This is a genomic window from Enterobacter asburiae (assembly GCF_008080435.1).
GTDB lineage: Bacteria > Pseudomonadota > Gammaproteobacteria > Enterobacterales > Enterobacteriaceae > Enterobacter > Enterobacter asburiae_C.
This window is the reverse complement of sequence record NZ_VRKN01000007.1, coordinates 67,479-87,776: the sequence shown is the minus strand read 5'-3', so window position 1 is coordinate 87,776 and position 20,298 is coordinate 67,479. Positions and strand designations below refer to the sequence as shown.

The window sequence follows — 20,298 nt, the reverse complement described above, 5'->3', positions numbered from 1 at the left end:
TGAAAAGTGTGATTCAGGACTTTAATCGTCTCTACTCATTTATATAGTATTAATAATATTAATTTAGGCTGCTATTGAGAGTGGAAAAATGTTTAAAATAACGGTCTGCTTATTAACGTTTAATTCTGAAAGATTATTGCACGATGTTATCCCGCCTCTTTTAAAAATAGCGGATGAAGTTGTCGTCGTCGATTCAGGCAGTACGGACAAAACACGATATATTTGTGAAAGCTTTGGACTGCTACCCGTCTATAAAAAATTTGGCTGGCATGGCGAGCAGATGAACCATGCCATATCCTTAGCCAGCAATGACTGGGTCCTGTGCATCGACAGCGACGAAATTCTTGACCAGGAAACGGTTGATGCCATTTTAACGTTAAAAGCAGGCGATGAGCCAGACGCCGGAATGGCATGGCGAATATGCCGCCACTGGTTTGTTCTGGGTGAAGAAGTCCGGACGATCTATCCTGTTTCATCCCCCGATTATCCTGTGCGGCTTTTTAACCGTAAACAGTCCCGGTTTAATAACCGACCGGTAGACGATCAGGTCGAAGGTTTTCTCCGTTGTGCGCGTATTCCGGGCTACGTAAAACATGATACGTTTCCCACGCTGCATGAACTTTTTAACAAATTAAACTGTTATTCAACCCGTCTGGTTCAACATCAAAAAATACGGCCCTCTATCGGGCGCGGCGTAATCAGCGCCATCGGCGCTTTTTTCAAATGGTATCTGTTTAGCGGTGCCTGGCGTCAGGGCAAAGTGGGGGCGGCGACAGGGCTGTATGCCACAGCCTATAGTTTTTTGAAGTATTTCAAATCCTGGTATCAGCATCAGGAGAAAAAAGAGCCCGTTGCTAACGAGCAAACGGACTCTCAGATTGCGAAATAAGTGTCAGGCTTTCTTACCCCATCCCTGCCACTGCTGCTGGACGTATTTCACCAGCGTACTGTTGCTGATGCTGTCACCAATCACAGAGAAGAAGCGGGTCGCATAGACCGGTTCAGGCGGTTGCTTCGGTACACAGCGCTTCACGCCGCGGAACGGATTACGCGGCGCTGTCGGGGAGGGTTGCGCAGAATTCGGTGTAGAGGTATCCACCTGCGGCTCGTTCAGCAGATCGCTCGGACGCACCAGCGTGATATCGGCAGGCAAGGTCGGCAGCATTTGCTGCAGGACGCGAACGGTAGATGGGTGCGGGTGACCGATGGCAATGGCTGAACCATTGCGGCGGGCCAGCTGTACCGCGCGATTAAACTGCATGCGGATATCGGCTTCGTTCTGGGTATCGTCCAGGAACACCTTGCGCTTAATCACCTTTACGCCCGTTCCCTGAGCGGCACGCATCGCCTGGCTGTTGCCGATGGTCATGCTGTCGAGGAAGTAGAGGTTGTAACGCTCCAGCGCCTGCATCACTTTGAGCATCCCGTACAGGCTTGATGTCATCGCGCTGCCCATATGGTTGTTCAGCCCAACGGCATACGGCACTTTGTTGTAGGCGTCGCGGATGATGCGCTCGATCTCCTCGCTGCTCATATCCGGGCGCAGGGTATCTTTTTCCAGCGGCTGCTTGCTGATCGGTGCCATGGGCAGGTGGATCAGCACCTGATGACCGCTGCTGTGGGCTTTGGTCGCCATCTCACGCGCATGGGGGGCATTTGGAAGGACGGCGACAGAGATGGCCGACGGCATCGCCAGCACCTGATTTTCATAGTGTGGACGATAACCGAAGTCATCAATCACGATAGCGAGTTTACCTGCATATACCGGTGCAGCCAGCGCCAGCGCGCTGACGACGGAGAAAACCAATCGACGAAATTGAAGCAAAACTTATCTTCCCAACCACGGCTGTGGATTGACCGCCTGACCCTGACGACGAATTTCGAAATAGAGTGACGGGCGGCCCTGACCGCCACTGCTGCCCACAAGGGCGATGGGTTGGCCTGCGCGCACCTGCGTGCCGACGCTGACCAGCGCGCTCTGGTTGTAGCCGTAAAGGCTCATATCACCTTTACCGTGTTCGACCACCACCACCAGTCCGTAACCCTGCAGCCAGTCGGCCAGAATCACGCGGCCATCGGCAATGGCTTTCACTTCGCTACCTTCAGACGCACCGATAACGATCCCTTTCCAACGTAGCTCACCCTGCAGCTGTTCGCCATAGCGATGCAGAATTGAACCGCGAACGGGCCAGAAAGCCTGGCCGCGAGGAGAGCCCAAACCGCCGGTACGCGACATCAGGGAACGTTCGCTCTCGCTTGGCTTGTAGGTGGTTCCTTTGCGGGACGCTTCCTGCTGTTTGTCGCGAACGGCCTGCGCCTCGCGAGCCTCTTTTTCGGCACGCGCTTTCGCCGCCGCTTCCGCACGGGCGATGCTGTTACGCAGTTTTGATTCGTTGGCGCGCATTTCGCTCAGCTGGCTCTGACCTTCCTGAATGGAGGATTCAAGGCCGGAAAGGGTTTTCTTACGCTCGTTGCGAGCCTGCTCAAGCTTCGCCTGCTGGGCCTGCTGATCGTAGAGCAGCGTCTGCTGCTGGCTCTGCTTCTCTTCCAGCTCAGCTTTTTGCGTGGAGACCTCTTCGCGCGTCTGCTTCAGCTGCGCGATCGTTTCCTGACGCGCCTGGTTCAGATAGCCAAAGTAGGCCTGCAGGCGCTGGCCGCGCTGGCTCTCTTCGCCGCTGAGGATCAGCTGGAGTCCGGTATGTTCACCCTGGCGGAAGGCGGCATCAAGCTGTGCCGCAAGATTGCGCTCCTGCGCATCACGCTGGCGCTCCAGTTTGGCAATCGACGCGTTCATCTCGTCGATCTGTTTATTCAACTGGGCGAGGGTGTTTTGCGTTTCACGGAGTTTACGTGTGGCGGCGGAGATCGCCTCTTCCTGCTGCTTAAGCTGGGCGAGCAGAGAGGAGCGCTGCTGCTGCTGTTGGCGTACCGCACGCTCTTTGGCGGCGATATCGGCCTGAATGGATTTCAGCTGGTCGCGGTCATCCGCGTGGGCGGATGCGGCGCACAGCAATACGCCAGCGCTGAGTGCGCTGGCGTAAAACAGAGGTCTGACTGATAACCTAAGCGGCTTCACGACCCATGTGATTGAAAAAATCGCCTTTCCCCTCATGGGGAGCGATTATTCCACGATGAACAGCGGCTTACCAGTCATCTCTTCAGGGATTGACATCCCCATCAGCGTCAACATGGTTGGCGCGATGTCAGAAAGCTTGCCGCCATCCACTGCTTTCAGTGATTTACCACCCACATAAATCAGCGGAACAGGCAGGTTGGTATGGGCCGTGTGCGCCTGGCCGGTCGCCGGGTCGCGCATCTGTTCAGCGTTACCGTGGTCAGCGGTGATCAGCAGCTGGCCGCCAACGGATTCAACCGCTTTCGCAACCTGCTCAACGCAGTGATCCAGCGCTTCAACCGCTTTCACTGCCGCTTCCATCACCCCGGTATGCCCCACCATATCGCCGTTCGGGTAGTTACAGATGATGGTGTCGTACTTGCCGCTCTCGATGGCCGCAACCAGCTTTTCCGTCAGCTCGGCAGAGCTCATCTCTGGCTGCAGATCGTAGGTGGCTACTTTCGGGGAGTTGATCAGAATGCGGTCTTCGCCTTTGAACGGCTCTTCAACGCCGCCGTTAAAGAAGAAGGTCACGTGTGCGTATTTTTCAGTTTCGGAAATACGCAGCTGCGTTTTGTCGTTCTTCGCCATCCACTCACCGAAGGTATTGGCCAGCGAGGCGGGTGGATACGCGCAAGGCGCTTTGATGTCTGCCGCGTATTCAGTCAGCTGGATGAAGTCGAGGTTTACCACTTTCTTACGGGCAAAACCGTCGAAGTCGCTGTTGACGAATGCACGGGTGATTTCACGCGCGCGGTCAGCGCGGAAGTTCATGAAGATCAGCGCGTCGCCATCTTCCATGGCGGCGTCGGCCTGGCCTTCAGCACGGATCACGGACGCTTTCACGAATTCGTCGTTTTCATCACGTGCGTAAGCCGCTTCCAGCGCTTCAACAGCGGTCGCGAACTGGAAATCACCTTTTGCCAGGGTCATCAGGTCATAGGCTTGTTCAACGCGATCCCAGCGGTTGTCGCGGTCCATGGCGTAGTAACGGCCAATGATGGACGCTACGCGGCCTTTACCCAACGCGGCGAATTTGTCTTCGAAGGCTTGCAGGGAGCCTTTTGCGCTGCGTGGTGGCGTATCGCGACCGTCCAGGAAGGCGTGCAGATAGATTTTTTCCGCACCGCGCTCAGCGGCCAGTTCAACCATCGCCATGATGTGATCTTCGTGGCTGTGAACGCCGCCAGCAGAGAGCAGGCCCATGATGTGTACGGCCTTGCCAGCGGCAACGGCTTTATCGACCGCGCCAGACAGCGTTGGGTTGGAGAAGAAGGTGCGTTCTTTGATTTCAACGTCCAGACGCGTCAGATCCTGATACACAATACGCCCGGCGCCCAGGTTTACGTGACCGACTTCGGAGTTGCCCATCTGACGGTCCGGCAGGCCCACTTCCAGGCCAGACGCGTCAATCAGCGTATGCGGACGTTTCGCCCACAGCGCATCCATGACCGGGGTTTTGGCGTTGAAAATAGCGTTATCCTGGCTGTCTTCACGGTAGCCATAGCCATCCAGAATCACCAGTACCATAGGTTTTTTAGAAACCGACATTGCGACAACCTCATGCTCAAGAGTCAAAATTTGCGTAATTTTACTACAGCTGAATCGATCAAATAGCCGCAGAAGATCAAAGAAAGCGCAGGGGCAAGGTACTGACCAGACCATTTTGAGGCATTTTTTAGGTGGCATGCCGCAGAAAATGGATTAGGTTATTGTCGCTGGCTGTATTTGCCAGAACGCACAGGTATACTCCTGTCCTGGTTTTTTTTATCACTTAGTCGGGAGTAGTTACCCTCCATGCAAGAAATTATGCAATTCGTTAGCCGCCATCCGGTTCTGAGCATCGCGTGGATTGGCCTGCTGGCTGCTGTGCTGTTCACCACATTTAAGAGCCTGACGTCTAAAATTAAGGTTATCACCCGTGGTGAAGCGACGCGTCTGATTAACAAAGAAGATGCCGTCGTGGTCGATCTGCGTCAGCGTGACGATTTCCGCAAAGGTCACATTGCGGGCGCAATCAACCTGCTGCCAGCTGAAATCAAAGCGAACAACGTCGGTGAGCTTGAAAAACACAAAGCCCAGCCGATTATCGTTGTGGATGCGACCGGCATGCAGGCACAGGAATCTGCCAGCGCGCTTCATAAAGCAGGCTTCGAAAACGTAACGGTGCTGAAAGAAGGTATTTCCGGCTGGAGCGGAGAAAATCTTCCTTTAGTTCGCGGTAAATAAGGAGTTCAGTGATGGCCAATATTGAGATCTACACCAAAGCAACTTGCCCGTTCTGCCACCGTGCGAAAGCGCTGCTGAACAGCAAAGGCGTCACGTTCCAGGAACTGCCGATCGATGGTGATGCGATTAAACGCGAAGAGATGATCCAACGTAGTGGTCGCACGACGGTTCCGCAGATTTTTATTGATGCGCAGCACATTGGCGGCTGTGATGACTTGTATGCGCTCGACGCCCGTGGCGGACTCGATCCGCTGCTGCGCTAAGAGACTTTAGGACAATTAAAAAGGGTATTTCCATGTCAGAACAAAACAACACCGAGATGACTTTCCAGATCCAGCGCATCTACACCAAGGATGTCTCTTTCGAAGCGCCAAATGCGCCACATGTTTTCCAGAAAGATTGGCAGCCAGAGGTTAAACTTGATCTGGATACCGCATCTACCCAACTGGCAGATGACGTGTATGAAGTCGTGCTGCGTGTGACCGTTACCGCGTCTCTGGGCGAAGAAACTGCATTCCTGTGTGAAGTACAGCAGGGCGGCATCTTCTCTATCGGCGGTATCGAAGGCAACCAGATGGCGCATTGCCTGGGTGCGTACTGCCCGAACATTCTGTTCCCGTATGCGCGTGAATGCATCACCAGCCTGGTTTCTCGCGGTACATTCCCGCAACTGAACCTTGCGCCAGTTAACTTTGATGCGCTGTTCATGAACTATCTGCAGCAGCAAGCTGGCGAAGGTACTGAACAACATCAGGATGCCTGATGAGCACTGTTAATGCGTCAATGATTGTGATCGGTGCCGGCTCATACGGCACCGCTCTTGCCATCACGCTGGCAAGAAATGGTCACGAAGTGGTTCTCTGGGGCCACGACCCAAAACATATCGCAACGCTGCAACGCGACCGTTGTAACGTGGCGTTTCTTCCTGACGTTCCGTTCCCTGACTCCCTGCACCTTGAAAGTGACCTTGCGACCGCGCTGGCGGCCAGCCGCAACATTCTGATTGTGGTCCCGAGCCATGTATTTGGCGACGTGCTCCGTCAGATTAAGCCGCTGATGCGCCCGGATGCGCGCATTGTCTGGGCGACAAAAGGACTGGAAGCCGAAACCGGACGCCTGCTGCAGGACGTTGCCCGCGAAGCGCTGGGTGATACGATCCCGCTGGCGGTCATCTCCGGCCCAACCTTTGCCAAAGAGCTGGCCGCTGGCCTGCCGACGGCGATATCGCTGGCCTCCACCGATCAGGCCTTCTCCGACGATCTTCAACAGCTGCTGCACTGCGGCAAGAGCTTCCGCGTCTACAGCAACCCCGATTTTATCGGCGTGCAGCTGGGCGGGGCCGTGAAGAACGTGATTGCGATTGGCGCCGGGATGTCCGACGGCATTGGTTTTGGTGCCAATGCACGTACAGCGCTGATCACCCGAGGGTTGACCGAGATGTCCCGTCTGGGCGAAGCCCTGGGTGCCGATCCGGCCACCTTTATGGGGATGGCAGGCCTGGGCGACCTGGTGCTGACCTGTACCGACAACCAGTCTCGTAACCGCCGCTTTGGCATGATGCTCGGACAGGGCAGCGATGTAAAAGGCGCGCAGGAGAAGATTGGTCAGGTGGTTGAAGGTTACCGCAATACCAAAGAAGTCCGCGAGTTGGCGCACCGTTTCGGTGTCGAAATGCCAATAACCGAGGAAATTTATCAGGTATTGTATTGCGGAAAAAATGCGCGCGAGGCAGCATTGACCTTATTAGGTCGTGCGCGCAAGGACGAGCGCAGCAGTAACTAGTCGGAACCGTTGTCACCTGAATGACCCAGCCAGCGCAGAACTGGCTGGTCATTAACTATCGTCTGGAGTAAGCAATGCCGTGTGAAGAACTGGATATCGTCTGGAACAATATTAAAGCCGAAGCCCGGGCGCTGGCCGACTGCGAGCCTATGCTGGCCAGTTTCTACCACGCGACGCTACTCAAGCATGAAAATCTCGGCAGCGCGTTGAGCTATATGCTCGCCAACAAGCTGGCTTCCTCGATCATGCCTGCTATCGCCATTCGTGAAGTGGTGGAAGAGGCTTACGCCGCAGACCCGGAAATGATCGCCTCTGCCGCCTGCGATATCCAGGCCGTACGCACGCGTGACCCGGCGGTCGATAAATATTCTACGCCGCTGCTGTACCTGAAAGGCTTCCACGCCCTGCAGGCTTACCGCATCGGTCACTGGCTGTGGAATGAAGGCCGCCGCGCGCTGGCGATCTTCCTGCAAAACCAGGTGTCCGTGACGTTCCAGGTCGATATTCACCCGGCGGCAAAGATTGGCCGCGGGATCATGCTCGATCACGCCACCGGGATTGTCGTCGGGGAAACGGCGGTGATTGAAGATGACGTCTCGATCCTGCAGTCGGTTACCCTGGGCGGTACCGGTAAAACCAGCGGCGATCGCCACCCGAAAATTCGTGAAGGGGTGATGATTGGCGCGGGTGCCAAAATCCTCGGCAACATCGAAGTCGGGCGCGGTGCGAAGATCGGCGCAGGCTCCGTGGTGCTCCAGCCTGTGCCACCGCATACTACTGCCGCTGGCGTACCGGCACGCATCGTCGGTAAACCAGACAGCGATAAGCCGTCCATGGACATGGATCAGCACTTCAACGGCATTCACCATACCTTCGAGTATGGTGACGGCATCTGAGATTTTGCCCGGTGGCGCTGCGCTTACCGGGCCTACCTTAATATGGCGCCCGGGTAACCCAGCTGGCGCCAGGCTTCATACACCACCACCGACACCGCATTCGACAGGTTCATGCTGCGGCTGTCCGGCATCATCGGAATACGGATTTTCTGCTCAGCGGGCAGGGCATCCAGGATCGTGGCCGGCAGGCCGCGCGTCTCCGGGCCAAACATCAGATAGTCACCTTCCTGATAGCTCACGGCGCTATGCGCTGGCGTGCCTTTGGTGGTCAGGGCGAACATGCGCTGCGGTTTCTCTGCTTCCAGAAATGCAGCGTAATCGTGATGGCGAACGACGGCGGTAAATTCATGATAATCCAGCCCTGCGCGACGCAGACGTTTGTCGTCCCACGTAAAGCCCATCGGCTCAATGATATGCAGACGAAAACCAGTGTTCGCACACAGGCGGATGATATTGCCGGTATTCGGCGGAATTTCTGGTTCGAATAAAACGATGTTAAGCATGCTGCCCCCTTAATTGCGGGGGCAGAATAGCAGAAAAGAGAGGAACTACGCGACGCCGGGTTCCTGCGAGCGGCTGTACAGCATTTTGTAGACGGTTGCTGCAGCGGCCACCAGAGCGGGCACGCTGAGGATCATTAAAATACTGTCTGCCTGCCACTGCATAGAAAGAAGTTGGGCGCTGGTCATGGTTCCCGCCACGCCGCCAAAGCGGCCGATCCCCTGCATCCAGGCGATGCCCGTCGCACGGCACTCGGTAGGGTAAAAGGTGGCGGCCAGGGTTTGCATGCCCGATTGCGCACCGTTCATCGCGATCCCCATCAGGAAAATCAACCCGCCAAACAGAGCGATATGGTTATGCTCAATACCCAGTAAAAGAATAAGACCCATTGTCAGCACGAAACCACACGCAACCACCCTGTGCGCTTCCCAGCGGTCCATCATCCAGCCCGCGAGCAGAATGCCTGCGGTACCGCCGAAGGTGAACAGCGAGGTGAGCCAGGCGGATTCCGTCAGGGCATAACCCATCCCCTGCATCAGCGTTGGCATCCAGCTCAGCAGGACGTAGTAAATGACCAGGCCCATAAAATAGGTCACCCACAGCATCAGGGTGCCGGGCAGCCAGGGCATGGAAAACAGCTGCGACACGCTCCCTTTTTTAGATGCGACCTTCTCCTCCGCCAGGAAAAAACCTGTGACGCTTTCCAGCGCGCTGCGGGCGAACCGGCTGGCGATACGGCGGACCTGCATGACGTCTCTCCCGCGCTGCACCAGAAACTTCACGGACTCCGGTAAAAACAGCGCCAGCAGCAGCGTTAAAACCAGCGGAGCAATCGCGCCAGTCAGCAGCACGCTTCGCCAGCCGTGGTGGGGGATAAGCCAGGAAGAGATCGCGCCGCCGCCCGCCGCACCCAGAGGGAAGCCGCAGTACATGGTATTAATCGCCATGGCGCGGCAGCGCTGGGGGGCAAATTCGGAGATAAGCGTAATGGCGTTAGGCATTGCGGCGCCGAGCCCCAGGCCCGTCAGAAAGCGCCACAGCGTCAGAGTATTCAGACTCTGCGCCCAGGCCGTCCCCAGGCTCGCAAGGCCGAAGAACAGGCACGAAAAGACCAGCACGCGCTTGCGCCCCATCCGGTCAGATACCGGACCGGCAATCAGCGCGCCCAACGACAGCCCCAGCAGCGCCGCGCTCAGCACCGGCCCCAGATCCTGTTTATGTATCCCCCATTCTGCCGACAGCGTAGGCGCGATGTAACCCATCGCCGCCGTATCAAAACCATCGATCGCCAGAACCAGAAAGCCCAGCACAATGAGCAGCCAGTGAAACCCTGAAAAGGGACTCTCATCGATCACCTGCTGAATATCCACCTTACCTGAATACGCCATACGCTCCCCTCCGATCTGATGTTGTTTTTGTGTTCTTGTATTTGCTTGTCTATACAATTGCGGACGGCAGGTGTATGTCAAATTTTCTTATCTAATATGTTATCTAGATGTTATTTTTGGCGTAAAAAAGCGCCCGAGGGGGAAATCGGGCGCATGAGAAAGGGGGGTTAACCGGAGAAGGTCAGGCCGCGTTTCCCTGAGCAAGGGGAGCCAGCGGCGCCGGTAATTTGCTTAACTCCTGCACCAGGGAATCTTTGCTGATTTCGCTAATCGTTCTTGCACCTGTCAGCGTCATCGCCACCTTCATCTCTTTTTCGATCAGGTTGAGCAGATTCGCCACGCCTGCCTGGCCCGCCGTCGCCAGCGCATACAGATACGCACGCCCCAGCAGTACGCTGTCAGCGCCCAGCGCAATCATGCGCACCACGTCCAGCCCGTTGCGGATGCCGCTGTCGGCCAGGATGGCAATATCGCCTTTCACCGCATCGGCGATGGCCGGCAGGGCGCGTGCGGAAGAGAGCACCCCGTCAAGCTGGCGTCCGCCGTGGTTAGAGACCACAATCCCGTCTGCCCCAAAGCGTACCGCATCGCGGGCATCTTCCGGATCGAGGATCCCTTTGATCACCATCGGGCCGTCCCAGAACTCGCGGATCCATTCCAGGTCTTTCCACGAGATCGACGGATCGAAGTTGTTCGCCAGCCAGCCGATGTAATCCTCCAGCCCGGTCGGTTTACCGAGGTAAGCCGAGATATTGCCCAGATCGTGCGGACGACCGTTCAGGCCGACATCCCACGCCCACTGCGGGTGGGTCACGGCCTGCCAGTAGCGGCGTAGCGCAGCATTCGGGCCGCTCATGCCGGAGTGGGCATCACGATAGCGCGCGCCGGGGGTCGGCATATCGACGGTAAAGACCAGCGTGGAGCAGCCCGCCGCTTTGGCACGCTCCAGCGCATTACGCATAAAGCCGCGATCCCGAAGGACGTACAGCTGGAACCACATCGGGCGCTTGAGGGTCGGGGCGACCTCTTCAATGGGGCAGACTGACACGGTGGAAAGGGTAAACGGAATGCCTTTGGCATCTGCGGCGGCGGCGGCCTGCACTTCACCGCGACGGGCGTACATGCCGCATAAACCGACAGGTGCGAGCGCTACCGGCATGGAAAGCGTCTCGTTGAACAGTTTTGTCTCAAGGCTCAGTTCAGACATATTCTTCAGCACGCGCTGGCGAAGAGCTACCTCCGACAGATCTTCCACGTTGCGGCGCAGGGTGTATTCGGCATATGCCCCGCCGTCGATATAGTGGAACAGGAACGGGGGCAGAATGCGCTGCGCCGCGGCGCGATAGTCACTGGCTGCTGAAATGATCATGCTTTGTTCTCCCTGGAAATATCACTGTCGCCAGGCAGACGGGTAATACGCGCCTGTCGGGCCTGGTCTTCATCGAATCGTTTAATGGTGGTATGCACGAAGCCGAGATGCGCCATCATCGCTTTGCGTGCGGCCTCGGCATCACCGGCCAGAATGGCCTTGAGCACCGCCTCGTGCTGTTCGGTCAGCTGGGCAAACACCGGCGGAACCAGATACATGCGTTGGCGGCTCTGTTTAACGGAGGATTGCAGCAGGTCGAAGAACCCGCGCATGGTCTGGAGCAGCACCACGTTGTGCGACGCCTCGGCAATCGCCAGGTGAAAACGCACGTCCGCCTGGGAGGCGATATCCGGGTCGCTGCTTTGCGTGGCCTCAAAGCAGGCGATGAGTTTCTCTTTGTCGGCGTCGGTTGCCCGCATGGCCGCGTGCCAGGCGGTACTGGTTTCGATGGCGTGACGCGCTTCAAGGATGTCGAAGCTGTAGTCCGGGTCGTTCTCCATCAGCGTCTTCAGCGGCTGAACGATGTTTTGCTCGGACCAGTCGTCATGCTGCCAGCGCACAAAGGTGCCGCCGCCGCGACGGCTCAGCAGCACCCCTTCGCTGACCAGCGTCGCCAGCGCCTCGCGCAGTGAATTGCGCGACACGCCAAGTTGGGCGGCGAGCTGGCGTTCGGCGGGCAACTTCATGCCCGCTTCCAGCTGTTGTTCTTCAATCAGCGCCCGCACGCGAGAGGCAATCTCGTCGGACAGGCGTCTGGGCATCACTATCATGGGATCATCCAGGTTAAGACATAGGCCTGCAGGGTGGTGATCACCCCGACCATGCAGGTGAATATCAGGCTGTGTTTCACGGTAAAGCGGAACAGATCCGACTCTTTACCCACCAGTCCCACCGCCGCACAGGCAATGGCGATGGACTGCGGGGAGATCATCTTCCCGGTCACGCCGCCGGTGGTGTTAGCGGCGACCAGCAGCACGTCCGAGACGCCAATCTGCTGGGCTGCCGTTGCCTGCAGCGCGGCAAACAGGGCGTTAGACGAGGTATCGGAACCGGTCAGGAACACCCCCAGCCAGCCGAGGAACGGCGAGAAAAAGGTGAAGGCGTGGCTGGTATGGGCCAGCGCCAGTGCCAGCGTCGATGACAGGCCGGAGTAGTTCGAGATAAACGCGAACGCCAGCACCATGCCGATGGAGTAAATCGGCAGCATCAGCTCTTTGATGGTCGCCGCAAAGGTCTGCACCGCAGCTGCAGGTTTCATGCGTAGCCACACCACGGAAAGGATAGCGGCAAACAGGATGGCGGTACCGGTGGCGGAGAACCAGTCGAATTTATAGACCGCGGCATACGGCGTGGCGGCGTGCACCACCGGCGGCATACGGGCGACCATCTTGTCGAGGAACGGCACAGAAATATTAATCACCATGTCGTACAGCGCCCCGCCCGGTGCGAACAGGGCTTTAAACGGCGGGATGCTCCACAGGGTGACCGTTGCGGTCAGGAACAGGAACGGCGACCAGGCACGGACAACCTGGCCTGCGGTATAACCTGTACGGGCCAGGGTTTGATCAACCTGCGAGGCACCCATGTCGGCGAAGCGGAAGATACGTACCGGCTGCCAGCGTTTCAGGAACAGCGTCAGACAGACCAGAGAGACCAGCGAAGAGATGATGTCCGGCAGCTCAGGGCCGAGGAAGTTGGAGCTGAGGTACTGGGCAATGGCGAACGAACCGCCCGCCACCATCACCGCAGGCCAGGTCTCTTTCACGCCGCGCCAGCCGTCCATAATCGCCATGATCCAGAACAGGACGATAATGGTCAGGAAGGGCAGCTGGCGGCCGACCATCTGGCCGATCTCGAAGCTGTCCAGCCCGGTGACCTGTCCGGCCACCAGAATCGGAATGCCCATCGCGCCAAACGCAACCGGCGCGGTGTTCACAATCAGGCACAGGCCCGCGGCATAGAGTGGGTTAAAGCCCAGACCAACCAGCAGCGCAGCGGTGATCGCCACCGGTGCGCCAAAGCCAGCCGCACCTTCCAGAAATGCCCCGAAGGAGAAGCCGACAATCAGCATCTGCAGGCGCTGGTCCGGCGTGATGGAGAGAATCGACGAGCGGATGATGTCGAACTGCCCGGTTTTCACCGAGATTTTATAGACAAACACCGCCGCGATGATGATCCACGCAATCGGCCACAGGCCGTAGAAGAAACCGTAGACGACGGAGGCCAGTGCGCGATCGACCGGCATTTTGTAGAAGAACAGCGCCACCATCAGGGCGATAGCAACGGTATACGTCGCGGCGAGGTAGCCCTTCAGCTTGAGCTTAATCAGCGCAAAGAAGAAGAACAGGATCGGAAGCGATGCGATCAGGCTCGACAGCCAGATATTTCCGGCCGGGTCGTAGTTTTGTTGCCAGAGGCTCATGCAGGTCTCCTGGGGACCAGACAGCCTGCGCTGCGGGTGAGTCTCCGCTCAACTCGGCGTCACAGGTTGTGTAAAAGTGGTCCTGCCAATGTTGTGTTGTAGGGTTAATGACAATGAATGGTTAACCAGATGTTATGAGCTAGCAATGGTTTTGTGAGCGGAAATAATGGAATTGTGAACCGGGGGAGGATTGATTGCGCTATTGGTTGGACCAATTCACTCGAAGGGGAAAAGAGTAGGCCGGGTAAGCGCAGCGCCACCCGGCATGAAATCAGAACGCCGTCTTACAAAAACCGGTCATCTCTTTCAGGCCCATTTCGCGGCCAAGCTCGGTCATCGGGTGGACCACCACCAGACCACGGACGCTTTTCTTCAGCTTGCCCATGTCGGCCTGCTCTTTTTTGGTGATCGCGCGGCGGTGCGGCATGTCCATCAGCTTCTGCGCTTCTTTGCTCAGCTTCTGGCCTTTCACTTCGCGCAGGCGCTCGATTTCTGTTTCCAGCGTGGCGGCTTCTTTTTCCAGCTCGGCGTACTTCTCGGCGGAATCGACCAGTGACAGGCCCGCCATCTGGTGACGGATCAGATCCAGGCGGTCGCTCAGGCGTTTAATTTCGTTCTTTTCGACTTCTTTCATGACAAATGACTCTGAAAACGGGGAATTTACAGGGAAGGATACACCAATGTGAGCAGGCTTACTTCTGAAACGCTTTTTTTAAGCTGATTCGGGAAATCAGCTCAGTCAGGGAAAGCACCATCGTGGAACGGACAACCTGTTGATAACGCAGCTTTTGCATCGCGTATAGCTCAGGATCGCTGTTATCAAAATGGGGAGCAGGGGGCAGCGCGGTGACGCAGTGCAGCTCGCCGAAGGGCCCCAGGATCTCATCATCGGTAAAGGTGTACTCATTACCGTCATGATTGAGTTCTTCGCGCAGCGCCATTAACAGTTCCGCATCTTCATACTCTTGCCGGTTCAGCACGCCAAGACCATAAATCAGCTTCAGACGCACGGATAAATCGCCCAGCGGTCCGTCTCCGTCCAGTAACGGTTCTACAGCATATTTTACCGCGTAGTCGTCTTTGCGAAACACCTGAAGCACCAGGATATTGACCGCCTCGGTTAACAGCTCGACGGCGGCAATCAGGAAGCTTCGTACGGTTTTGCCAGCATTCAGACGCTCAAGCACACGATTTTCAAAGGCCTGGGTTTGTTCCATTATTGCCTGCATATCTGACAATCTATTATTTGGGCGCAGGTTAAACTGCGCCGCATTGTGCATCATTTGGTTGCGTTGTATGCGTTAACCGCCTCCACAACCACGTCGCTGTTGGCGTCCAGACCGGAAATCTGCGCCAGCGCAGCCTGCGCGCCTTTGTCATCAATCAGCTGAGCCAGTTCCTGCGCCTGTGGATCCTGCTCGCTGCGGTAGTGCATTGCAGCGGCAATCCCTTTCACCAGGTTGGCGTGCGGCAGGCCGTATTCCAGCGTGCCCAGCAGCGGCTTAATCAGACGATCGCCCGCGCTCAGTTTGCGCAGAGGCTGACGGCCCACGCGCTCAACGTCATCTTTCAGATACGGGTTTTCAAAGCGACCGAGGATTTTCTGGATGTATGCTGCGTGTTTATCAGCATCAAAACCGTAGCGTTTGATCAGCACCGCGCCGCTCTCTTCCATTGCCCCTTTTACCACCGCGCGGATCTTCTCATCGAGGATCGCGTCACGAATGGTCTGATGACCGGCCAATTTTCCGAGGTACGCGGTTATAGCATGCCCGGTGTTCAGCGTGAAGAGTTTGCGTTCGACAAATGCCATCAGGTTATCGGTTAATTCCATTCCCGGAATGGTCGGCAGGGCGCCTTTAAACTGCGTTTTATCAACAATCCACTCGCTGAAGGTTTCCACGGTCACTTCCAGCGGGTCGTTGGTGGCGGATTCAGACGGCGGAACGATACGATCCACGGCGGAATCCACAAACCCGACGTGCGCTTCAACCCAGGCTTTGTCTTCGTCTGCTACAGCGTTGAGCACGTGGCCTTTCAGCTGCGTGGTGCCGCGCACCATGTTTTCACAGGCGATGATGTTCAGCGGGGTGTCGTTGCCCTGCGCTTTACGTTTTGCCAGGCCTTTCGCGACCGCAGGGGCGATGCGCTCAAGGACGACCGGACCCACGGCAGTAGTGACCAGATCGACGCTGGCGATCAGGTCAATAACGTCTTCACCGATGCTGCTGACCGCGTTCACACCGGATACCGTCTCAACCTGCTCGTTTTCACCTACCACATGGACCTGATAGCTATGACGCGCATTCAGGGCATCCAGGACGACCTGATTCACATCGGCGAATGTCAGCGTAATGCCCGCGTCTGCCAGCAGTTTACCGATAAAACCACGACCGATATTACCTGCACCAAAATGTAATGCTTTCATAGTGTTAACCTTCATCAATGTTTTTACCCGAGAGGGCTGGGGTGAGGAACTTTTTCCCCTCACCCTAGCCCTCTCCCCGGGGGGAGAGGGAAGAGGCGCTGTTACTTGTTAAGCAGAGCCAGAACTTCGTCAACGCTTTCAGTCTGTGCCAGACGCTCGATAACAGACTCATCGTCCAGCGCGTTGGTCAGGCTGGTAATCACCTGAATGTGCTCGTTGTTGCGAGCGGCGATACCAATCACCAGACGGGCGATGTCGTCTTCTTCTTCACCGAAGCGCACGCCCTGCGGATACTGACAGAATACGACGCCGGTTTTCAGGACGCGATCTTTCGCTTCAACTGTACCGTGCGGCACCGCGATGGATTCGCCCAGGTAGGTTGGCGTCAGTTTTTCGCGTTCCAGCATCGCGTCGACATATTCAGGCTGAACGTAGCCGCCTTTTACCAGTTGCTCACCGGCAAAGCGAATCGCTTCTTCTTTGGTTGCCGCTGTACGACCGAGGAAGATGTTTTCCGCACCCAGTTTGAACAGGTGGGCATTGCTCTCGTCAAAGCTGTCCTGCAGGCTGGAGCGCACTTTTACTTCGTTGTCTTCGTGACGCTGCGCGGCAACCAGACGTTCGGTCAGGCTGGTGTACAGGCCGCTGTCGAGGAAGTTGGTCAGCGAGATGTGCTGTGCCTGTGGTACCTGGCGCATGGCACGTTCGGTCAGGTCGCGGTGCGTGATGACCAGGTCAACATCCGGCGGCAGGCTGTTAATGGCGCTGTTGGTCACGGAGATGTTGGTCAGGCCCGCATCCTGCACTTTCTTACGCAGCACGCCTGCACCCATTGCGCTGGAACCCATACCGGCATCACAGGCAACGATGATTTTACGCACGTGGCTCAGGTCGTTAGAAACATCACCCGCCGTCAGTGGGGTAGCGCCTTTGGATTCGGCTTTCATGTCGTGCATACGACGGGTTGCCGCTTCGATATCATCCTCTTCTTTCACTTTGCTGGTTTTCAGCAGGATAGAAGCGACCACGAAGGAGACAGCCATCGCCGCACAGATCGCCGCGATGTTTGCGAAGTACGTCCCTTTTGGCGTCATCGCCAGCACCGCCAGGATAGAACCCGGAGAGGCCGGAGACACCAGACCACCACCCAGCACGCTCAGGGTGAACACGCCGGTCATACCGCCGAGGATAACGGCCAGGATCAGACGCGGGTTCATCAGCACGTAAGGGAAGTATATTTCGTGGATACCGCCCAGGAAGTGGATGATCGCCGCACCGCCAGCAGACTGCTTAGCGCTGCCGCGGCCAAAGAACATGTACGCCAGCAGAACGCCCATACCCGGACCCGGGTTGGCTTCAATCAGGAAGAAGATGGACTTGCCGAGATCGTGTGACTGCTGAATCCCCAGCGGCGAGAAGATACCGTGGTTGATGGCGTTGTTCAGGAACAGGATTTTCGCCGGTTCTACGAAGATAGACGCCAGCGGCAGCATGTCGTGCGCCACCATGAAGTTAACGCCTGCCGCCAGAATTTTAGATAGCACTTCAACCGCAGGGCCAATGCCGAGGAACGCCAGAATCGCGAGGATCATCCCGATGATGCCCGCAGAGAAGTTGTTCACCAGCATTTCGAAGCCGGATTTGATCTTACCATCAACCCAGACGTCGAATTTCTTAATCGCCCAGCCGCCCAGAGGACCGGCAATCATCGCACCGAGGAACATCGGCATATCCGCACCGACGATAACACCCATGGTCGTAATGGCACCCACTACGCCACCACGGTCACCGCCCACCAGACGACCACCGGTGAAACCGATGAGCAGTGGCAGGAGATAGGTAATCATTGGGCCAACAAGTTTCGCCAGCGTTTCGTTAGGCAACCACCCTGTCGGAATGAACAATGCGGTGATGATACCCCACGCGATAAACGCGCCGATATTTGGCATCACCATGTTGCTGAGGAAACGACCAAAGCTTTGAACTTTGATCTTGAAATCGGATGACATAAAACACCCCTTCTTCTGTTTACGCTTAGGCTTACGGCCCGAGGTTTATTGTTAATGAGGCGGCAGAGGTAGCCGGGCCCTGTTCTGATGCTGTGAAATCTGGCACTGAATCGTTCAACTGTCCAGACAGTGAAAATTTGTGTGACACATATCACGTAAATGTAGGGGGTGTGGATATCAATGAGGTGATCTTAATCACAAAATAGATGGGCAAAAAAAATACGATGGCGAGAAATAAAGCAAAAACAACCCTTTTATGTGACCGCTGTCACGTTTTGATTTTGTGTGTTTGTTTCTGGATTGTGACTGATTTCACAAAATATTTTTATGCAGATTTCTCCGGCTGTGATCGGCGGCAAACTCTGCCTGGCGATTCGGCGTCAGGATGATCTGGCATGACACGTTAAGCTAAAAAACCACTTTTGATGTGTGGTATGGCGAAAAGTTAAAAGGTGGATTACGCTCATATTGTAAGGTTAAGTCTATTATTGTTCAGGATATATTTTGACACGCTTATAAACTTGCATGGAGATATTATAAAAACCGATACTCCCCGGCTCGGAAATAGTAAGCACAACCTCGTGTTTATAAAAATTAATTAGGTTGCGTACCGTTTTATTAATTTAATGAGTTGACGTTGTTTAAGTGAGGAGAATATGTTTCTCAACTATTTTGCGCTGGGCGTATTGATTTTTGTATTTCTGGTTCTCTTTTACGGAATCATCGCCATCCATGACATCCCTTATAATATGGCCAAAAAGCGTAACCATCCCCATGCCGATGCGATTCATACGGCAGGCTGGATTAGCCTGTTTACGCTCCATGCCATCTGGCCGTTCCTGTGGATTTGGGCCACGTTGTACCGTGAAGATCGCGGTTGGGGTATGCAAAACCACATCACAAAGCCTGATGAGGTTCCGGGCATGGATGCGCTCGCCAAACGCGTGGCGGAACTCGAACAAAAGCTGGCCGCGGTAAAGCCTGCTGCTGATAAGAACCCGCTGGAGCGTTAATCATGGATCTGTTAATTATTTTGACCTATGTGGCATTTGCCTGGGTGATTTTTAAAATATTCCGTATTCCGGTAAACCAGTGGACGCTTGCCACCGCGACATTAGGCGGGGTGTTTATTGTTGCCGGACTTATTCTTCTAATGAACTATAACCACCCGTACACCTTTATGGCGCAAAAGGCGGTTATTTCTATTCCGATTACACCGCAGGTGACCGGGGTGGTCAGTGAAGTGACCGATAAAAATAACCAGCTTATTAAAAAAGGCGAAGTGTTATTTAAACTTGATCCAGGCCGCTACCAGGCGCGCGTCGACAGACTCCAGGCCGACCTGGTAACCGCGACGCACAATATCGACAATCTGAAAGCGCAGCTGGTGGAGGCCGTCGCCAATACGACGCGCGTCTCCGCAGAGCGTGACCGCCTGTATAAAGATTATCAGCGTTACCTGAAAGGCAGCCAGGCGAAGGTGAATCCTTTCTCTGAAAGTGATATCGACAACGCGCGGCAGAACTATCTCGCGCAGGATGCGCTGGTAAAAGGCTCCGTTGCTGCACAGACGCAGATTCAAAGCCAGTTGGACAGCATGGTGAACGGCGAACAATCGCAGATTGCCTCATTACGCGCTCAGCTTGCCGAAGCCAAATACAACCTGGATCAGACCGTGGTACGTGCGCCAAGCAATGGTTACATCACCCAGGTGTTGATCCGTCCGGGGACGTATGCCGCCGCGCTGCCTCTGCGTCCGGTGATGGTCTTTATTCCTGAACAGAAGCGTCAGATCGTGGCCCAGTTCCGTCAGAACTCGCTGCTGCGTCTGAAGCCGGGTGATGAAGCGGAAGTGGTGTTTAACGCGCTGCCTGGTCAGGTGTTCTCCGGGAAGCTCACCGCGATTCTGCCGGTGGTGCCGGGAGGCTCTTATCAGGCGCAGGGCGCGCTGCAGTCGCTGACGGTGGTACCGGGAACGGATGGTGTGTTGGGCACTATCGAACTGGATCCGAATGCGGAAGTCGATGCGCTGCCAGACGGTATCTATGCCCAGGTGGCGGTCTACTCGGACCATTTCGCCCACGTCTCGGTGATGCGTAAAGTATTGCTGCGCATGACCAGCTGGATGCACTACCTCTATCTCGATCACTAATCCTTCC

General features: G+C 56.0%; 20 protein-coding genes. 8 read left to right on the top strand and 12 right to left on the bottom strand.

The features are described 5' to 3' along the window. The first annotated feature begins 88 nt into the window (after positions 1-88). A complete protein-coding gene (locus tag FU672_RS14885; protein ID WP_148243807.1) occupies positions 89-889 on the top strand; it encodes a glycosyltransferase family 2 protein in 801 nt (266 codons plus the stop codon). A 3-nt stretch (positions 890-892) separates the two neighbouring features. Here FU672_RS14885 and FU672_RS14880 read toward each other — a convergent pair whose 3' ends face one another. From FU672_RS14880 to gpmM, 3 genes are read right to left on the bottom strand one after another with little or no spacing between them, the layout of a single operon-like run. Beyond that, complete coding sequence (locus tag FU672_RS14880; protein WP_148243806.1) at positions 893-1,825, bottom strand: divergent polysaccharide deacetylase family protein; 933 nt, start codon at positions 1,823-1,825, stop codon at positions 893-895. A gap of 3 nt (positions 1,826-1,828) precedes the next feature. Continuing rightward, positions 1,829-3,088, bottom strand: coding sequence for a murein hydrolase activator EnvC (envC, locus tag FU672_RS14875; RefSeq protein ID WP_262349021.1), 1,260 nt, complete (start codon positions 3,086-3,088; stop codon positions 1,829-1,831). Positions 3,089-3,121: 33 nt separating this feature from the next. Beyond that, a complete protein-coding gene (gene gpmM / locus FU672_RS14870; RefSeq protein WP_148243804.1) occupies positions 3,122-4,666 on the bottom strand; it encodes a 2,3-bisphosphoglycerate-independent phosphoglycerate mutase in 1,545 nt (514 codons plus the stop codon). Between the two features lie 246 nt (positions 4,667-4,912). On the opposite strand from gpmM, the gene FU672_RS14865 reads away from it, so the two are divergent. The 5 genes from FU672_RS14865 to cysE all read left to right on the top strand — a co-directional run bounded on the left by FU672_RS14865 (position 4,913) and on the right by cysE (position 8,022). Further along, positions 4,913-5,344, top strand: a complete 432-nt coding sequence (locus FU672_RS14865; protein ID WP_023309913.1) for a rhodanese-like domain-containing protein — start codon at positions 4,913-4,915, stop codon at positions 5,342-5,344. Between the two features lie 11 nt (positions 5,345-5,355). Beyond that, positions 5,356-5,607 (top strand): glutaredoxin 3, encoded by a 252-nt coding sequence (grxC, locus tag FU672_RS14860; RefSeq protein ID WP_080329847.1) that lies wholly within the window; start codon positions 5,356-5,358, stop codon positions 5,605-5,607. Between the two features lie 32 nt (positions 5,608-5,639). Next, positions 5,640-6,107 carry a protein-export chaperone SecB gene (gene secB, locus FU672_RS14855; RefSeq protein WP_014168079.1) on the top strand — a complete coding sequence of 156 codons (468 nt, stop codon included), beginning with the start codon at positions 5,640-5,642 and terminating at the stop codon, positions 6,105-6,107. Continuing rightward, the gene (gene gpsA, locus FU672_RS14850; RefSeq protein WP_148243803.1) at positions 6,107-7,126 is read left to right on the top strand and encodes an NAD(P)H-dependent glycerol-3-phosphate dehydrogenase; all 1,020 of its coding nucleotides are present in this window, start codon (positions 6,107-6,109) and stop codon (positions 7,124-7,126) included. Before secB ends, gpsA begins: the two co-directional genes overlap by 1 nt. Positions 7,127-7,200: 74 nt before the next feature. Continuing rightward, positions 7,201-8,022: a serine O-acetyltransferase gene (gene cysE / locus FU672_RS14845; protein WP_008502718.1), complete on the top strand. Its 822-nt coding sequence runs from the start codon at positions 7,201-7,203 to the stop codon at positions 8,020-8,022. A gap of 32 nt (positions 8,023-8,054) precedes the next feature. On the opposite strand, the gene trmL is transcribed toward cysE, so the two are convergent. From trmL to FU672_RS14800, 9 genes are all read right to left on the bottom strand, one after another. Then, positions 8,055-8,525, bottom strand: coding sequence for a tRNA (uridine(34)/cytosine(34)/5-carboxymethylaminomethyluridine(34)-2'-O)-methyltransferase TrmL (trmL, locus tag FU672_RS14840; RefSeq protein ID WP_148243802.1), 471 nt, complete (start codon positions 8,523-8,525; stop codon positions 8,055-8,057). A 45-nt stretch (positions 8,526-8,570) separates the two neighbouring features. After that, positions 8,571-9,911: an MFS transporter gene (locus tag FU672_RS14835; protein WP_148243801.1), complete on the bottom strand. Its 1,341-nt coding sequence runs from the start codon at positions 9,909-9,911 to the stop codon at positions 8,571-8,573. 181 nt (positions 9,912-10,092) lie between these two features. Next, complete coding sequence (lldD, locus tag FU672_RS14830; protein ID WP_148243800.1) at positions 10,093-11,280, bottom strand: FMN-dependent L-lactate dehydrogenase LldD; 1,188 nt, start codon at positions 11,278-11,280, stop codon at positions 10,093-10,095. After that, positions 11,277-12,050: a transcriptional regulator LldR gene (gene lldR, locus FU672_RS14825; RefSeq protein ID WP_121426006.1), complete on the bottom strand. Its 774-nt coding sequence runs from the start codon at positions 12,048-12,050 to the stop codon at positions 11,277-11,279. The genes lldD and lldR overlap by 4 nt, the downstream gene beginning before the upstream one ends. Beyond that, entirely contained in the window at positions 12,047-13,702 is a 1,656-nt protein-coding gene (gene lldP / locus FU672_RS14820; protein WP_148243799.1) for an L-lactate permease, read from the bottom strand. Before lldP ends, lldR begins: the two co-directional genes overlap by 4 nt. Positions 13,703-13,973: 271 nt before the next feature. Then, the gene (locus FU672_RS14815; protein ID WP_063145475.1) at positions 13,974-14,336 is read right to left on the bottom strand and encodes a YibL family ribosome-associated protein; all 363 of its coding nucleotides are present in this window, start codon (positions 14,334-14,336) and stop codon (positions 13,974-13,976) included. 58 nt (positions 14,337-14,394) lie between these two features. Then, positions 14,395-14,985, bottom strand: a complete 591-nt coding sequence (gene mtlR / locus FU672_RS14810) for a mannitol operon repressor MtlR (RefSeq protein WP_148243798.1) — start codon at positions 14,983-14,985, stop codon at positions 14,395-14,397. Further along, complete coding sequence (mtlD, locus tag FU672_RS14805) at positions 14,982-16,130, bottom strand: mannitol-1-phosphate 5-dehydrogenase (protein WP_148243797.1); 1,149 nt, start codon at positions 16,128-16,130, stop codon at positions 14,982-14,984. Before mtlD ends, mtlR begins: the two co-directional genes overlap by 4 nt. Positions 16,131-16,231: 101 nt before the next feature. Continuing rightward, on the bottom strand, positions 16,232-18,139 hold the full coding sequence (locus FU672_RS14800) for a PTS mannitol transporter subunit IICBA (RefSeq protein ID WP_148243796.1): 1,908 nt from the start codon (positions 18,137-18,139) through the stop codon (positions 16,232-16,234). A gap of 656 nt (positions 18,140-18,795) precedes the next feature. Between FU672_RS14800 and FU672_RS14795 the strand changes: the two genes are divergently transcribed. Both FU672_RS14795 and FU672_RS14790 read left to right on the top strand, forming a co-directional pair. Further along, positions 18,796-19,152, top strand: coding sequence for a DUF3302 domain-containing protein (locus FU672_RS14795; RefSeq protein WP_148243795.1), 357 nt, complete (start codon positions 18,796-18,798; stop codon positions 19,150-19,152). Positions 19,153-19,154: 2 nt separating this feature from the next. After that, the gene (locus FU672_RS14790; protein ID WP_148243794.1) at positions 19,155-20,291 is read left to right on the top strand and encodes an HlyD family secretion protein; all 1,137 of its coding nucleotides are present in this window, start codon (positions 19,155-19,157) and stop codon (positions 20,289-20,291) included. Positions 20,292-20,298: the final 7 nt, after the last annotated feature.

Coding starts and splice junctions, on each gene's coding strand:
- FU672_RS14835 (WP_148243801.1), bottom strand. CDS start 9,911: ATGGCGTATTCAGGTAAGGTGGATATTCAGCAGGTGATCGATGAGAGT.
- FU672_RS14800 (WP_148243796.1), bottom strand. CDS start 18,139: ATGTCATCCGATTTCAAGATCAAAGTTCAAAGCTTTGGTCGTTTCCTC.
- trmL (WP_148243802.1), bottom strand. CDS start 8,525: ATGCTTAACATCGTTTTATTCGAACCAGAAATTCCGCCGAATACCGGC.
- FU672_RS14885 (WP_148243807.1), top strand. CDS start 89: ATGTTTAAAATAACGGTCTGCTTATTAACGTTTAATTCTGAAAGATTA.
- grxC (WP_080329847.1), top strand. CDS start 5,356: ATGGCCAATATTGAGATCTACACCAAAGCAACTTGCCCGTTCTGCCAC.
- lldP (WP_148243799.1), bottom strand. CDS start 13,702: ATGAGCCTCTGGCAACAAAACTACGACCCGGCCGGAAATATCTGGCTG.
- FU672_RS14790 (WP_148243794.1), top strand. CDS start 19,155: ATGGATCTGTTAATTATTTTGACCTATGTGGCATTTGCCTGGGTGATT.
- lldR (WP_121426006.1), bottom strand. CDS start 12,050: ATGATAGTGATGCCCAGACGCCTGTCCGACGAGATTGCCTCTCGCGTG.
- mtlR (WP_148243798.1), bottom strand. CDS start 14,985: ATGATGCACAATGCGGCGCAGTTTAACCTGCGCCCAAATAATAGATTG.
- secB (WP_014168079.1), top strand. CDS start 5,640: ATGTCAGAACAAAACAACACCGAGATGACTTTCCAGATCCAGCGCATC.
- cysE (WP_008502718.1), top strand. CDS start 7,201: ATGCCGTGTGAAGAACTGGATATCGTCTGGAACAATATTAAAGCCGAA.
- gpsA (WP_148243803.1), top strand. CDS start 6,107: ATGAGCACTGTTAATGCGTCAATGATTGTGATCGGTGCCGGCTCATAC.
- mtlD (WP_148243797.1), bottom strand. CDS start 16,130: ATGAAAGCATTACATTTTGGTGCAGGTAATATCGGTCGTGGTTTTATC.
- FU672_RS14795 (WP_148243795.1), top strand. CDS start 18,796: ATGTTTCTCAACTATTTTGCGCTGGGCGTATTGATTTTTGTATTTCTG.
- lldD (WP_148243800.1), bottom strand. CDS start 11,280: ATGATCATTTCAGCAGCCAGTGACTATCGCGCCGCGGCGCAGCGCATT.
- FU672_RS14865 (WP_023309913.1), top strand. CDS start 4,913: ATGCAAGAAATTATGCAATTCGTTAGCCGCCATCCGGTTCTGAGCATC.
- FU672_RS14815 (WP_063145475.1), bottom strand. CDS start 14,336: ATGAAAGAAGTCGAAAAGAACGAAATTAAACGCCTGAGCGACCGCCTG.
- gpmM (WP_148243804.1), bottom strand. CDS start 4,666: ATGTCGGTTTCTAAAAAACCTATGGTACTGGTGATTCTGGATGGCTAT.